The sequence below is a fragment of the Cupriavidus basilensis genome (assembly GCF_000876015.1).
Taxonomy (GTDB): domain Bacteria; phylum Pseudomonadota; class Gammaproteobacteria; order Burkholderiales; family Burkholderiaceae; genus Cupriavidus; species Cupriavidus basilensis_B.
Map to the genome: position 1 here is coordinate 102,183 of NZ_BBQM01000031.1, position 13,489 is coordinate 115,671.

Consider the following 13,489-nt stretch of genomic DNA (forward strand, 5'->3'; position numbering starts at 1 on the left):
ACGTGAACATCGCAGAAAACCGGCAGATCGCCGACATCGGGCACTACATCGGCGGCACCGTGCGCGCCGCCTCCTCGGACCGCTTCGCCGATGTCTTCAACCCGGCCACCGGCGCCGTGGCCGCCCGCGTGGCGCTGGGCGGCGCGCGGGACGTTGACGCCGCCGTGGCCGCCGCGCACGCGGCGTTCCCGGCCTGGTCCGAGACCGCGCCGCTCAAGCGCGCGCGCATCCTGTTCAAGTTCAAGGAACTGCTCGACCGCCACCACGACGACCTCGCCGCGCTGATCACGCGCGAGCATGGCAAGGTGTTCTCCGACGCCAAGGGCGAAGTCACGCGCGGCGTCGAGGTGGTGGAGTTCGCCTGCGGCATCCCCAACCTGCTCAAGACCGACTTCACCGACAACATCGGCGGCGGCATCGACAACTGGAACCTGCGCCAGCCGCTCGGCGTGGTGGCCGGCATCACGCCGTTCAACTTCCCGGTGATGGTGCCGATGTGGATGTTCCCGGTGGCGCTGGCGTGCGGCAACACCTTCGTGCTCAAGCCGAGCGAGCGCGATCCGTCGCCCTCGCTGCTGATCGCCGACCTGCTCAAGCAGGCCGGCCTGCCCGACGGCGTGTTCAACGTCGTGCAGGGCGGCAAGGAAGCCGTCGACGCGCTGCTCGCGCACCAGGACGTGCAGGCGCTGTCGTTCGTCGGCTCCACGCCGATCGCCGAGTACATCTATACCGAAGGCACCAGGCACGGCAAGCGCGTGCAGGCCCTGGGCGGCGCCAAGAACCACCTCGTGGTGATGCCCGACGCCGATCTCGACCAGGCCGTGGACGCGCTGATCGGCGCCGCCTACGGCTCGGCCGGCGAGCGCTGCATGGCGATCTCGGTGGCGGTGGCGGTCGGCGACGTGGCCGACAAGCTGGTGCCGCGCCTGGCCGAGCGCGCCAGGACGCTGAAGATCCGCAACGGCATGGAAGCCGACGCCGAGATGGGCCCGCTGGTCACGGCCGCGCACAAGGCCAAGGTCGAGGGCTACATCGCCCGCGGCGTGGAAGAGGGCGCCACGCTCGTGACCGACGGCCGCGGCCACAAGGTCGACGGCCACGAAGGCGGCTTCTACGTGGGCGGCACGCTGTTCGACCACGTCACGCCGGACATGACCATCTACAAGGAAGAGATCTTCGGCCCGGTGCTGTCGGTGGTGCGCGTAAACGACCTCGCCCACGCGGTGGCGCTGATCAACGCGCACGAGTTCGGCAACGGCGTGTCCTGCTACACCAGCGACGGCGGCGTGGCGCGCGCGTTCTCGCGCCAGATCCAGGTCGGCATGGTCGGCATCAACGTGCCGATCCCGGTGCCGATGGCGTGGCACTCGTTCGGCGGCTGGAAGCGCTCGCTGTTCGGCGACCACCACGCCTACGGCGAGGAAGGCGTGCGCTTCTACACGCGCTACAAGAGCATCATGCAGCGCTGGCCGGACAGCATCGGCAAAGGCGCGGAGTTCACGATGCCGGTGGCGAAATAACGCTGCCGGCGGGGGCGGGCGGCGATGTCCGCCCCTGGCCCGGCGCTGCGAATGCCCTTCACCGGATGGTGCAAGGGCATTTTTCTTTTGCGGCTGGCGCCGCGTCGCTCCCGCGCCGTCTCTTTTCTCATCCGGGCACGGCAGGTCGAAGTGTCCTGCCGGCGTGCCCGAACGCCGCCCGGCATGATAAGGTTCGCACGCGAATCTCTTCGCGCGCCTTTCACGAGCAAGGGCAGCCACCGATTCGAGGACGACGATCGAGGACGACAAGTTGACGGTAAAGGACGATTCGGAGCGCCGCCTGGTCTACCTGCTGAACGTGGGCCAGCGCCGCCTGCAGCGCTGGACGCAGGCGCGCGCCGCGGCCGGCGGCGTGACCGCGGCGCAGGCGGGCCTGCTGTACTTCCTGGGCAAGCACAACGGCGCGCTGATGAGCGAGGCGGCCGCCGCGCTCGACATGGGCGCCCCCGGCATGAGCGGCCTGGTGGACCGCATGGCCCTGGCGGGCCTGGTGGAGCGGCGCGCCGACGCGGACGACGGGCGCGCCTCGCGCATCTGGCTGACGCCGGCGGGCCGCGCCGCGCGGGCCCGCGCCAAGGCGGGGCTGGCGCAGCTCAACGCCCGGCTGACCGAAGGCTTCAGCGAGGCGGAGATGGCCATCGTCGCGCGCTGGCTGCAGAGCCTGCAGGAGAAGTTTCCCGCCGTCGACGACTGAGCGACCGGGCGACCGAGCGACTGAATGAGCGAAGGCAGGCGCCTACGCGCGCGCCACCTTCGAGAAGTCGGCCGGGCGGCGCTGCGCGAACGCGCTGAAGGCTTCCCGGGCTTCGGCGCTCTTCAGGCGCGCTTCGAAGCAGGCGCTTTCCGCCTCCATCTGCGCGACCAGCGCCTGCCCGTCGCGCATCAGTCCCTTCATCGCCAGCAGCGAGCCGGCCGGCTTGGCGGCGATGCGCGCGGCCATCGCCTTGGCCTCCGCATGCAGCTGGTGCGCCGGCACGATGCGGTTGGCGAGGCCCCAGGCCAGCGCCTGCGCGGCCGCCACCGGCTCGCCGAGCGCGAACATCTCGAACGCGCGCGCGTGCCCCACGCGCAGCGGCATCAGCAGGCTGGAGGCGGCTTCCGGCACCAGCGCGAGGTTGATGAACGGCGTGATGAGCTGGGCGTCGTCGGCCAGCAGCACGTAGTCGCAATGCAGCAGCATGGTGGTGCCCACGCCGACCGCCTTGCCCTGCACGGCGGCCACCAGCGGCAGCCTGGCGGTGGCGAGGCTGTGCAGGAAGCGCGTCACGTGCCGCTCGGCCGGGCCGTTGCCGGCGGCCTGGGCGGCGAATTCGCTGACGTCGTTGCCGGCGCTGAAGGTGTCGCCGGCACCCCGGATGACGACGACGCGGATGCCGGGGTCATCCTGCGCGCCTTCGATGGCGTCCGCCAGCGCGCCGTACATGGCGTTGGTCAGCGCGTTCTTCTTGTCGGTGCGCGAGATGGTCAGCGTGAGCACGCCGCCGGCGAGGTCGGTGTCGAGTTCCGGGATCAATGCGGTCTCCTGAAATAAAGTTCGCATGCAAAGTATATCTACTTTGCATGCGAAGTAAACCCGGAGCGGGCCTGCCTTCGCTCCCGCTTATCCCCGGCGCGCGCCGGCCTCTTCCAGGAAAGCCAGCGCGCGCGGCTCCTCCACGAACGCCGAGTTGATGCGGATCCAGGCCGAGGTCTCGCCGCCGGGGCGGAAGTAGTTGCCCGGCGCCAGCGTCACGCCGTGCTGCTCGGCCAGCGTCACCAGCTCGCGCGAGTCCGCCACGCCGCGCGTGCGCGCCCACAGGAAGTTGCCGCCGGCCGGTTCGCAATAGACCTCCCAGCCCGCGCCGTGCAGGCGCCGCACCGCGCCCGCGGTGGCCTGGCGCACGCGCAGGCGCAGCCGCTCCATGTACTTGCGGTAGGCGCCGCGCTCGAGCAGCGCCGCGGTCACGGCTTCCGCGAAGTGCGAGCCGGCCACGCTGGTCAGCACCTTCACGTCCACCAGGTCCTTGACCAGCGCCTTGTCGGCCACCAGGTAGCCGATGCGCAGCGAGGCCGACACCGTCTTGGAGAAGCCGCCGATGTAGATCACGTGCTCGAGCTGGTCCAGCGTGGCGAGGCGGTCGGTGAAGTGGGTCTGGAAGTCGGAGAAGATGTCGTCCTCGACGAAGCGGAAGCCGTGCTTGCGCGCCAGCTCCAGCAGCCGGAACGCCACCGGCGGCGCCAGCGTGGAGCCGGTGGGGTTCTGCAGCACGCTGTTGGTGAAGAACAGCTTGGGCTTGTGCTCGCGCAGCAGCGCCTCGGCGGCGTCGGGGTCGGGGCCGTTGGCGGTGTGCGGCACGCCGACCAGGCGCACGCCGTGCAGGCGCAGCAGGCCGAACAGGTTGTAGTAGCCGGGGTCTTCCACGAACACCGTGTCGCCGGGCTTGAGCAGGCGGCGCACCACCAGGTCCAGCGCCTGGCTGGCGCCGCTGGTGATCAGCACCTGCGGCAGCTCGGCGGTGATGCCGAGCTGCCGCACGCGCGTGAGCACGTGCTGGCGCAGCTCCGGCAGGCCCATCGGCGTGGCGTAGTGGATCACGCTGGCCACTTCCGTGCGCGAGACCTGGCGGATGGCCTGGGTCAGGCCTTCGAGGTCGCGCCACTGCTCCGGCACGAAGCCGCCCGCCAGCTTGAGCGTGGCGCTCGGGTGGTTGAACTGCTCCAGGATGTGGTCGGAGAGGTCCTCGGCCAGGCTCGGGTTGGACCAGCCGTTGGCGCCGCGCGCCAGCAGCGGGCTGTCCGCCACGAAGAAGCCCGAGCCGTGGCGCGAATCGAGCAGGCCCTGCGACACCAGCCGGTCATAGGCCTCGATCACCGGGAAGCGGCTGATGCCGTGCTCGGCGGCGAGCTGGCGGATCGACGGCAGGCGCGCGCCGGGGCGCACCTCGCTCGAGCTGATCCAGCTCTTGACCTCGTTGACGATCTGGTCGGTGATGGGCACGCCGGTGGCGGGGACGAGAGTGAGCTTCATGAGGGCGCGTGTCGGGGAAGAACGTGTGCCGGAAAAGGCAAGTGTCAGGAAAAACTACTGAACAGTGCATGGAAAACTGTTCACAACTGTTCATGGGATTGTAGTTGCCGCCGTGAATAATGGAAGGCATGCGGAGGAGGTGCCCCCGCCAGTTGGCGCGGCAGGGCATGGCGCACACCGCAATGCAGAGACAGGAGCGGCAACATGCGTGAACTACGGATCTTCGAACTGGATGAACCCGGCCGGCCGGTGGGCTGGCGCGCCCGCGAAGGGCAGACCGTCAAGGCGGTCGAAGGACGCCTGTGGCTGACGATCGAAGGCCATCACGCCGACATCTGGCTGCTGCCCGGCGCCTGCTGCGCGCTGCCGGCCGGCGCCAGGGTCTGGCTGTCCGGCGAGAGCGAGGGCGCCCGCTTCACGCTGGCCGAAACCCCGGTGCCGCTGTCGTGGCGCTGGCTGGCCATCCTCGGGCGCGCGCTGGGCCGGCGCCTGGGCCAGCGGCGCGCCGGCGCCACGCAGTGCCCGGAGCCGGGGCTGTGAGGCGCGCGCGGCCCGGTTATTTCCGTCGATAGAGGATGTCAGCGCAGCGCGTGCGCAGGAACTCGTGCAGCCGCTGCACCGCCGGCGTGAGCAGCGTGCGGTGCGCGCTGACCAGTTGCAGCGGCGTCGGCTCGCCGTGCTCGGGCGGGAACAGTTCGACCAGGCGGCCGGCGTACAGGTCCGGCGAGACATCGATGCGCGATTTGTACACCAGCCCGTGGCCGGCCACGGCCCAGCGCCGCACCACGTCGGCATCGTCGCTGACGCGGTCGCCTTTCACGGTCACGGTTTCCACGCCGCGCGGCAGGTGGAAGGTCCAGCGTTCGTGGGTCTGGTCGCCCATCACGTAGCGCAGGCAGTTGTGCTTGCGCAGGTCCGCCGGCGAGGCCGGCGCGCCGTGGCGCTTCAGGTAGGCGGGCGAGGCGCACAGCGTGCGGCGGTTGGCCGGCGCCAGCGGCAGCGCCACCAGGCTGGAGTCGGCCAGCGTGCCGTAGCGCACGCCGATGTCGAGCGGCTGGCGGAAGAAGTCCGCGGCCTGGTCGCTGATGCGCAGGTACAGCGAGACTTTCGGATGCGCCTGCTGGAACGCGTCCAGCCAGGGCAGCAGCACGTTGCGCCCCAGGTCCGACGGCGCCGACAGCCGGATCGGCCCGGCAATCTCGGCGCTGGCCTGCGCCAGCGCCTGGCGCCCGCCGTCGATGGCTGCCAGCGCCGCCTGCGCGTGCGGCAGGTAGCGCTCGCCTTCTTCCGACAAGCGCAGGCTGCGCGTGGAGCGCACGAACAGGCGCAGGCCCAGCTCCTGCTCCAGCCGCTTCATGGCGCTGCTGGCCAGCGCCGGCGTGATGTCCAGCAGCCGGGCCGCCGCGGAAAAGCTGCCCGACTCGGCGGTCCGGACAAATACCTGGAGATCGTCGAGCCTGAGCATTTTCTTCGGATCAGCGAAAGTGTTTGCTCGATTAGAGCATTTTTCGCGGAAGCCGGATAGGCGAACATCGCGGCATGCATCGGTTGCCGCTTATCGCCGCTCACCGTCGCTTACCGCCTGCCTTGTTCGCCCGATTCCCATGTCCAGGAACCTGTCCGCCATGAAAGCCATCGCCTACACCCGCAACGACCTGCCCATCACCGACCCGGCCTCGCTGGTCGACATCGAACTGCCCGTGCCCACGCCCGGCCCGCGCGACCTGCTGGTGGCGATCCGCGCCGTCTCGGTCAACCCGGTGGACACCAAGGTGCGCGCCAACTTCCCGACCGAAGCCCCGCGCGTGCTGGGCTGGGACGCCGCCGGCACGGTGACGGCCGTGGGCGCCGAGGTCACGCTGTTCCAGCCCGGCGACGCGGTCTACTACGCCGGCACGCTGGGCCGCCCCGGCACCAACGCCGAATACAGCCTCGTCGACGAGCGTATCGCCGGCCACAAGCCCGCCACGCTGAGCGATGCCCACGCCGCCGCGCTGCCGCTGACCGCGCTCACCGCCTGGGAACTGCTGTTCGACCGCCTCCACATCGCCGAAGGCGGCGGCGCGGGCCAGCACCTGCTGGTGGTCGGCGCGGCCGGCGGCGTGGGTTCGATCCTGGTGCAACTCGCGCGCAAGCTCACCGGATTGACCATCATCGGCACCGCCTCGCGCGCCGAAACCCGGCAATGGGTGCAGGACCTCGGCGCCCATCACGTCATCGACCACAGCCAGCCGCTGGCGGCCGAGCTGGCCCGCATCGGCGTCAGGCAGGTCGAGCACATCGCCAGCCTGACCCATACCGACGCGCACTACGCCGCGCTGGTCGAAGCGCTGGCCCCGCAAGGCCAGTTCGCGCTGATCGACGACCCCGCCACGCTGGACGCCATGCCGCTCAAGCGCAAGTCGGCCTCGCTGCACTGGGAATTCATGTTCGCCCGCTCCATGTTCGAGACCCCGGACATGATCCGCCAGCACGAGATCCTCGACCGCGTGGCCAGGCTGATCGACGACGGCACGCTCAAGACCACCTTCGGCGAGCACTACGGCACCATCGACGCGGCCAACCTGCGCCGCGCGCATGCCTTGCTGGAAAGCGGCCGCGCGCGCGGCAAGATCGTGCTCGAGGGGTTCTGAGCGCTGCCGGGCGCCAGGTGCCGTCAGGATTGTTGATTTGCAAAAGGGCGCTTCGGCGCCCTTTTTGCGTTTGGAATGACCGGCGCGAAACGCCGCGTCATGCGCGGTGCCGGCATGGCCGGCTCCGGGTCCGGTCCCGGTTATGCCGCCTCGATTTCCAGGCGCGGATGCAGCCCCGAGCGCACCACCAGCGACACCAGCATGTCGAGGCTGAACTTGTCCCACTTGCCGCGCACCAGATCGGAGACGCGCGGCTGGCTGATGCCCAGCGCGTCCGCCGCCTGGGCCTGGGTCCATCCGCGGGCGTCGATGACCTGACGCAGCGAGGCCATGAGATCGGCCCGCAGCTTGAGCAGGGTGGCTTCCTCGTCGGAGAAGCCGAGGTCGGCAAACACGTTGCCGCCCGATTCGGTGATGATGTCTTTCATGAGGTCACTCTTCAATCTGTCTGTAGCGGCGGGCAGCGAGCTCGATATCGGCCTTGGTGGTCTTCTGCGTGCGCTTGGGAAAGGCGTGCAGCACATAGACCGCATCCGCAAACTTCGCCACGTAGATGACGCGCCACTCGCCCTCCACGTGAATGCGCACCTCATAGGCTCCGGGGCCGACCGTCACCATCGGCTTGAAGTCGGGCGGCATCATGCCGCGCTGGATCGCATCCAGCGCGAAGCCGGCATGGCGCCTGGCCTCGGCAGGGAAATTGCGCAAATCGTCCAGGGCCGAGCCCACGAAGCGAAGGGATTTCATGGCACTGGATTATATAAGAATTTATATATCCGGTGCCGCCCTCCGGCAAGCCGCGGCGGAGCACCTTCCCGTCAAGAGCAGATAGCAGTACCCTCGATGCATCTCATCCCATCGCACCCGGCTGCTTTCCCAACGGGAAAACCACGCGGGTAGCCAGAACAGAAAAGGGAGAGAAAACTACCCGTAAATCCTTGCCCGCGAGGATTTCACGTCTTAGGTGGAGACAATGACCGATCTTTCCGACGTGCAAAAGGGCGCGCAACCGGGCGCGCAACCGGGCGCCGCCCATCCGGCGCAGGGACCGAAGGGTCCCGTCAACAAGGTGCGCTTCGTCACCGCGGCCTCGCTGTTCGACGGCCACGACGCTTCGATCAACATCATGCGGCGCATCCTCCAGTCCTCGGGCTGCGAGGTGATTCATCTCGGGCACAACCGCTCGGTGCAGGAGGTGGTCGGCGCGGCGCTGCAGGAGGACGTGCAGGGCATCGCGATTTCCAGCTACCAGGGCGGCCACGTCGAGTATTTCAGGTACATGGTCGACCTGCTGCGCGAACGCGGCGGCGAGCGCATCCAGGTGTTCGGCGGCGGTGGCGGCGTGATCGTGCCGGAGGAGATCCGCGCGCTGCAGGCCTACGGCGTGGCGCGCATCTTCAGCCCGGAGGACGGCCAGCGCATGGGCCTGGCCGGCATGATCGCGGACATGGTGCGGCGCTGCGACATCGACCTCGCGCGCTACGCGCCCGCCACGCTCGACGCGGTCAGGGGCGGCGACCGCCGCGCGCTGGCGCAGCTGATCACGGCGCTGGAGAACGGCAAGGCCGCGCCGGGGCTGGCCGAGGCGCTGCGCGCCGAAGCGGCGGGCGTGAAGACGCCCGTGCTGGGCATCACGGGCACCGGCGGCGCCGGCAAGTCGTCGCTGACCGACGAGCTGATCCGCCGCTTCCGGCTCGATCAGCGCGAGGCGCTGTCGATCGCGGTGATCTCCATCGATCCGTCGCGCCGCAAGTCGGGCGGCGCGCTGCTGGGCGACCGCATCCGCATGAACGCGATCGATCATCCGAACATCTTCATGCGCTCGCTGGCCACGCGCGATGCCGGCTCGGAGATCTCGCAGGCGCTGCCGGACGTGCTGGCCGCATGCAAGGCGGGCGGCTTCGACCTGATCGTGGTGGAGACCTCGGGCATCGGCCAGGGCGACGCGGCCATCGTGCCGCACGCGGACCTGTCGCTGTACGTGATGACGCCCGAGTTCGGCGCGGCCAGCCAGCTCGAGAAGATCGACATGCTGGACTTCGCCGATTTCGTCGCCATCAACAAGTTCGACCGCAAGGGCGCGCAGGATGCCTGGCGCGACGTGGCCAGGCAGGTGCAGCGCAACCGCGAGCAGTGGCACGGCAAGCCCGAGGACATGCCGGTCTACGGCACGCAGGCCTCGCGCTTCAACGACGACGGCGTCACCATGCTGTACCAGGGCCTGCGCGATGCGCTGCACGCGCGCGGCATGCGCGTGGCCGAAGGCACGCTGCCGCGGCTGGCCGGGCGCATCTCCACCGGCCACAACGTGATCGTGCCGCCGGCGCGCAGCCGCTACCTGGCGGAGATCGCCGATACCGTGCGCGCCTACCACCGCCGCGTGGCGGCGCAGAGCCGGCTGGCGCGCGAGCGTCAGCAACTGCGCGAGGCGCGCCGCATGCTGCTGGCCGCGCACGGGCAGGATGGCGGCGACGCCCTGCAGGCGCTGGCCGGCGAGCGCGACGCCGCGCTCGGCGCGCACGAGCGCAAGCTGCTGGCGATGTGGCCCGAGATGCAGCGCGCCTACGGCGGCGACGAATACGTGGTGAAGATCCGCGACAAGGAACTCCGCACCGCGCTCACCGGCAAGACCCTGTCCGGCACCACCATCCGCAAGGTGGTGCTGCCGCGCTTCGAGGACGACGGCGAGGTGCTGCGCTGGCTGATGCGCGAGAACGTGCCCGGCAGCTTCCCGTACACCGCCGGCGTGTTCGCCTTCAAGCGCGAGAACGAAGACCCCACGCGCATGTTCGCCGGCGAGGGCGATGCGTTCCGCACCAACCGCCGCTTCAAGCTGGTGTCCGAGGGCATGGACGCCAAGCGCCTGTCCACCGCGTTCGACTCGGTCACGCTGTACGGCGAGGACCCGCACACGCGCCCGGACATCTACGGCAAGGTCGGCAACTCGGGCGTGTCCATCGCCACGCTGGACGACATGAAGGCGCTCTACGACGGCTTCGACCTGACCAGCCCGTCGACCTCGGTGTCGATGACCATCAACGGCCCCGCGCCCACCATCCTGGCGATGTTCATGAACACCGCCATCGACCAGCAGGTGGACAGGTTCCGCGCCGACAACGGCCGCGAGCCCAGCGCCGGCGAGGAAGCCAAGATCCGCGCGTGGGTGCTGCAGAACGTGCGCGGCACGGTGCAGGCCGACATCCTCAAGGAAGACCAGGGCCAGAACACCTGCATCTTCTCCACCGAGTTCTCGCTCAAGGTGATGGGCGACATCCAGGAATACTTCGTGCACCACCAGGTGCGCAATTTCTACTCGGTGTCGATCTCGGGCTACCACATCGCCGAGGCCGGCGCCAACCCGATCTCGCAGCTCGCCTTCACGCTCTCCAACGGCTTCACCTACGTGGAGGCGTATCTCGCGCGCGGCATGCACATCGACGATTTCGCGCCCAACCTGTCGTTCTTCTTCTCCAACGGCATGGACCCCGAATACAGCGTGCTGGGCCGCGTGGCGCGCCGCATCTGGGCGGTGGCCCTGCGCGACAAGTACGGCGCCAACGAGCGTAGCCAGAAGCTCAAGTACCACATCCAGACCTCGGGCCGCTCGCTGCACGCGCAGGAGATCGACTTCAACGACATCCGCACCACGCTGCAGGCGCTGATCGCCATCTACGACAACTGCAACTCCCTGCACACCAACGCCTACGACGAAGCCATCACCACGCCCACCGGCGAATCGGTGCGGCGCGCGCTGGCCATCCAGCTCATCATCAACCGCGAATGGGGCGTGGCCCGCTGCGAGAACCCCAACCAGGGCAGCTTCCTGGTCGAGGAGCTGACCGACCTGGTGGAAGAGGCGGTGATGCAGGAGTTCGAGCGCATCGCCGAGCGCGGCGGCGTGCTCGGCGCGATGGAGACCGGCTACCAGCGCGGCAAGATCCAGGAAGAGTCGCTGTACTACGAGCAGCGCAAGCACGACGGCACGCTGCCCATCATCGGCGTGAACACCTTCCGCAACCCGGATGGCGACCCCACGCCGCAGGCGCCGGAACTGGCGCGCTCCAGCGACGCGGAAAAGCAGAGCCAGCTCGCCCGCCTGGCGGACTTCCACGCGCGCCACGCCGGCGCCGCGCCCGCCGCGCTGGCGCGCCTGCGCCAGGCCGTGATCGACGACGGCAACGTGTTCGCCGTGCTGATGGACGCGGTGCGCACCTGCTCGCTGGGGCAGGTCACGCACGCGCTGTTCGAGGTGGGCGGCCAGTACCGCCGCAATATGTGACGGCGGCGTGGCAGCCGTGGGGTTTGGCGTGACGCTGCGCTGCGTTAAACTTCAAGGCTGCGCCCGCCGCGGCCCGCCATAGCATGCCGTCGAGCGCCGTGGTGCGCCGCAGCGCACCGCGGCCCGCCCAACAGCAACGAGACCAGACATGAGCAACGCTTCTTACGATCCCAACAACGTCTTCGCCCGCATCCTGCGCGGCGAGCTGCCGTGCAACAAGGTCTATGAAGACGACGACACCATCGCCTTCATGGACATCATGCCGCAGTCCGACGGCCACACCCTGGTGGTGACCAAGGAAGCCGCCGCCGAGATCTTCGACCTGTCCGAAGCCGCCGCCGGCGCCGCCATCCGCACCACGCAGCGCATCGCGCGCGCCGTGCGCGCCGCGTTCAGCCCGGACGGCATCTCGATCGGCCAGTTCAACGGCGCCGCCGCCGGCCAGACCGTGCCGCACGTGCATTTCCACATCGTGCCGCGCTATGCCGACCGCCCCCTGCGCGGCCACGGCAGCGACATGCAGGACCCGGCCGTGCTGGCCGGGCACGCCGAGCGCATCATCGCCGCGCTGCGCGAGGCCTGAGCACCGCATCCGCGCGCGCCGCCCGCGCGGCGCGCCAATCCCATCAAGCAACCAGCAACAAGGAAGACAAAATGGCAATCAGGACAGTGGGCATCGTAGGCGCCGGCACGATGGGCAACGGCATCGCGCAGGCGTGCGCCGTGGCGGGCCTGGACGTGGTGATGGTGGACATCAGCGACGCCGCCGTGCAGAAGGGCATCTCCACCGTGGCCGGCAGCCTGGACCGCCTGATCAAGAAGGACAAGATCAGCGAAGCCGACAAGGCCGCGGCGCTCGCGCGCATCAAGGGCTCGACCGCCTACGACGACCTCAAGGCCGCCGACATCGTGATCGAGGCCGCCACCGAGAACTTCGACCTCAAGGTCAAGATCCTCAAGCAGATCGACGCCATCGTCGGCGACGACGTGGTGGTGGCCTCCAACACCTCCTCGATCTCGATCACCAAGCTGGCCGCCGTCATCAGCCGCCCGGCCAACTTCATCGGCATGCACTTCTTCAACCCGGTGCCGATGATGGCCCTGGTCGAGCTGATCCGCGGCCTGCAGACCAGCGACAACACGCACGCGCTGGTCGAAGCGCTGTCGAAGGAACTCGGCAAGTACCCGATCACGGTCAAGAACAACCCGGGTTTCGTGGTCAACCGCATCCTCTGCCCGATGATCAACGAAGCGTTCTGCGTGCTCGGCGAGGGCCTGGCTTCGCCCGAGGAGATCGACGAAGGCATGAAGCTCGGCTGCAACCACCCGATCGGCCCGCTGGCGCTGGCCGACATGATCGGCCTGGACACCATGCTGGCGGTGATGGAGGTGCTGTACACCGAATTCGCCGACCCGAAGTACCGGCCGGCGATGCTGATGCGGGAGATGGTGGCGGCGGGTTATCTGGGGCGGAAGACGGGTCGTGGGGTGTATGTTTATAGTAAGTAGGTGGGGGCGGTTGAAATAAAAAAACCGGCGACGGGGGTGCCCCGTTGGCCGGTTTTTTGTTTATTTGGGGGGAAAGTTGATTTTATGGGGGGTGTTGGAGGCAAAGGCTTTAAAGGCCTAAAGTCGAAGGCTTTAACTTCAAGAGCTTTAACTTCAAAAGCTTTAACTTCAAAGTCAAAGTCAAAGGCTTTCGCTCCTCCGGAGCGACCTACTTTCTTTTGTCCGAAAAGAAAGTAGGCCAAGAAAGCGGACTGCCTTGCCGGCAGGGGCAGAAACGTTGGGGTTTCTTGTTGTTGGTGGTTTCGTGGTGGGGTTTGTGGTTCTGCTGGCATCCTGCCGTTACCGGTGCGGGCGGCCACGACTTTGCTGGCGGTGTTGGTTTCGCGGTCAGACCTATGATGGCGAGTGCACTGCTGGTTCGGGCATCTGCCGTTACCGGTTTGGGCGGCTCCGACATAGCATCCTCGTGTTTTCGTGGTGGGCGTGGTGGACCGGGGCGCGGGTGTTGGCGGGTACTCTT

13 protein-coding genes are annotated in these 13,489 nt (G+C 68.5%); 7 read left to right on the forward strand and 6 right to left on the reverse strand.

Annotation, left to right across the window (positions count from 1 at the left end; all coding sequences use genetic code 11):
• Positions 1–2: 2 nt before the first annotated feature.
• Both KF708C_RS31710 and KF708C_RS31715 read left to right on the forward strand, forming a co-directional pair.
• On the forward strand, positions 3–1,520 hold the full coding sequence (locus tag KF708C_RS31710; protein WP_059415668.1) for a CoA-acylating methylmalonate-semialdehyde dehydrogenase: 1,518 nt from the start codon (positions 3–5) through the stop codon (positions 1,518–1,520).
• A gap of 271 nt (positions 1,521–1,791) precedes the next feature.
• Positions 1,792–2,235, forward strand: coding sequence for a MarR family winged helix-turn-helix transcriptional regulator (locus KF708C_RS31715; RefSeq protein WP_059415670.1), 444 nt, complete (start codon positions 1,792–1,794; stop codon positions 2,233–2,235).
• Between the two features lie 42 nt (positions 2,236–2,277).
• On the opposite strand, the gene KF708C_RS31720 is transcribed toward KF708C_RS31715, so the two are convergent.
• Both KF708C_RS31720 and KF708C_RS31725 read right to left on the reverse strand, forming a co-directional pair.
• Positions 2,278–3,054, reverse strand: coding sequence for an enoyl-CoA hydratase (locus KF708C_RS31720; RefSeq protein WP_197090456.1), 777 nt, complete (start codon positions 3,052–3,054; stop codon positions 2,278–2,280).
• An 87-nt stretch (positions 3,055–3,141) separates the two neighbouring features.
• Positions 3,142–4,548, reverse strand: a complete 1,407-nt coding sequence (locus tag KF708C_RS31725) for an aminotransferase-like domain-containing protein (RefSeq protein ID WP_020204927.1) — start codon at positions 4,546–4,548, stop codon at positions 3,142–3,144.
• A 204-nt stretch (positions 4,549–4,752) separates the two neighbouring features.
• Here KF708C_RS31725 and KF708C_RS31730 point away from each other — a divergent pair, with 204 nt between their 5' ends.
• Positions 4,753–5,088, forward strand: a complete 336-nt coding sequence (locus KF708C_RS31730; protein WP_020204928.1) for a DUF2917 domain-containing protein — start codon at positions 4,753–4,755, stop codon at positions 5,086–5,088.
• 16 nt (positions 5,089–5,104) lie between these two features.
• Here KF708C_RS31730 and KF708C_RS31735 read toward each other — a convergent pair whose 3' ends face one another.
• Entirely contained in the window at positions 5,105–6,013 is a 909-nt protein-coding gene (locus KF708C_RS31735; RefSeq protein WP_059415675.1) for a LysR family transcriptional regulator, read from the reverse strand.
• Between the two features lie 160 nt (positions 6,014–6,173).
• On the opposite strand from KF708C_RS31735, the gene KF708C_RS31740 reads away from it, so the two are divergent.
• Positions 6,174–7,181: a zinc-binding alcohol dehydrogenase family protein gene (locus KF708C_RS31740; RefSeq protein ID WP_059415677.1), complete on the forward strand. Its 1,008-nt coding sequence runs from the start codon at positions 6,174–6,176 to the stop codon at positions 7,179–7,181.
• Between the two features lie 140 nt (positions 7,182–7,321).
• Here KF708C_RS31740 and KF708C_RS31745 read toward each other — a convergent pair whose 3' ends face one another.
• Both KF708C_RS31745 and KF708C_RS31750 read right to left on the reverse strand, forming a co-directional pair.
• Entirely contained in the window at positions 7,322–7,609 is a 288-nt protein-coding gene (locus KF708C_RS31745) for a helix-turn-helix domain-containing protein (RefSeq protein ID WP_059415679.1), read from the reverse strand.
• A 4-nt stretch (positions 7,610–7,613) separates the two neighbouring features.
• On the reverse strand, positions 7,614–7,928 hold the full coding sequence (locus KF708C_RS31750; RefSeq protein ID WP_029044013.1) for a type II toxin-antitoxin system RelE/ParE family toxin: 315 nt from the start codon (positions 7,926–7,928) through the stop codon (positions 7,614–7,616).
• 226 nt (positions 7,929–8,154) lie between these two features.
• On the opposite strand from KF708C_RS31750, the gene icmF reads away from it, so the two are divergent.
• From icmF to KF708C_RS31765, 3 genes are all read left to right on the forward strand, one after another.
• Positions 8,155–11,460: a fused isobutyryl-CoA mutase/GTPase IcmF gene (gene icmF, locus KF708C_RS31755; RefSeq protein ID WP_059415681.1), complete on the forward strand. Its 3,306-nt coding sequence runs from the start codon at positions 8,155–8,157 to the stop codon at positions 11,458–11,460.
• Between the two features lie 148 nt (positions 11,461–11,608).
• A complete protein-coding gene (locus tag KF708C_RS31760) occupies positions 11,609–12,043 on the forward strand; it encodes an HIT family protein (protein WP_059415683.1) in 435 nt (144 codons plus the stop codon).
• A gap of 71 nt (positions 12,044–12,114) precedes the next feature.
• The gene (locus KF708C_RS31765; protein ID WP_029044014.1) at positions 12,115–12,969 is read left to right on the forward strand and encodes a 3-hydroxybutyryl-CoA dehydrogenase; all 855 of its coding nucleotides are present in this window, start codon (positions 12,115–12,117) and stop codon (positions 12,967–12,969) included.
• On the opposite strand, the gene KF708C_RS36195 is transcribed toward KF708C_RS31765, so the two are convergent.
• Positions 12,957–13,489, reverse strand: a 533-nt coding sequence (locus KF708C_RS36195; RefSeq protein ID WP_231586651.1) for a hypothetical protein, incomplete at its 5' end; no start/stop codon positions are given. The genes KF708C_RS31765 and KF708C_RS36195 overlap by 13 nt on opposite strands.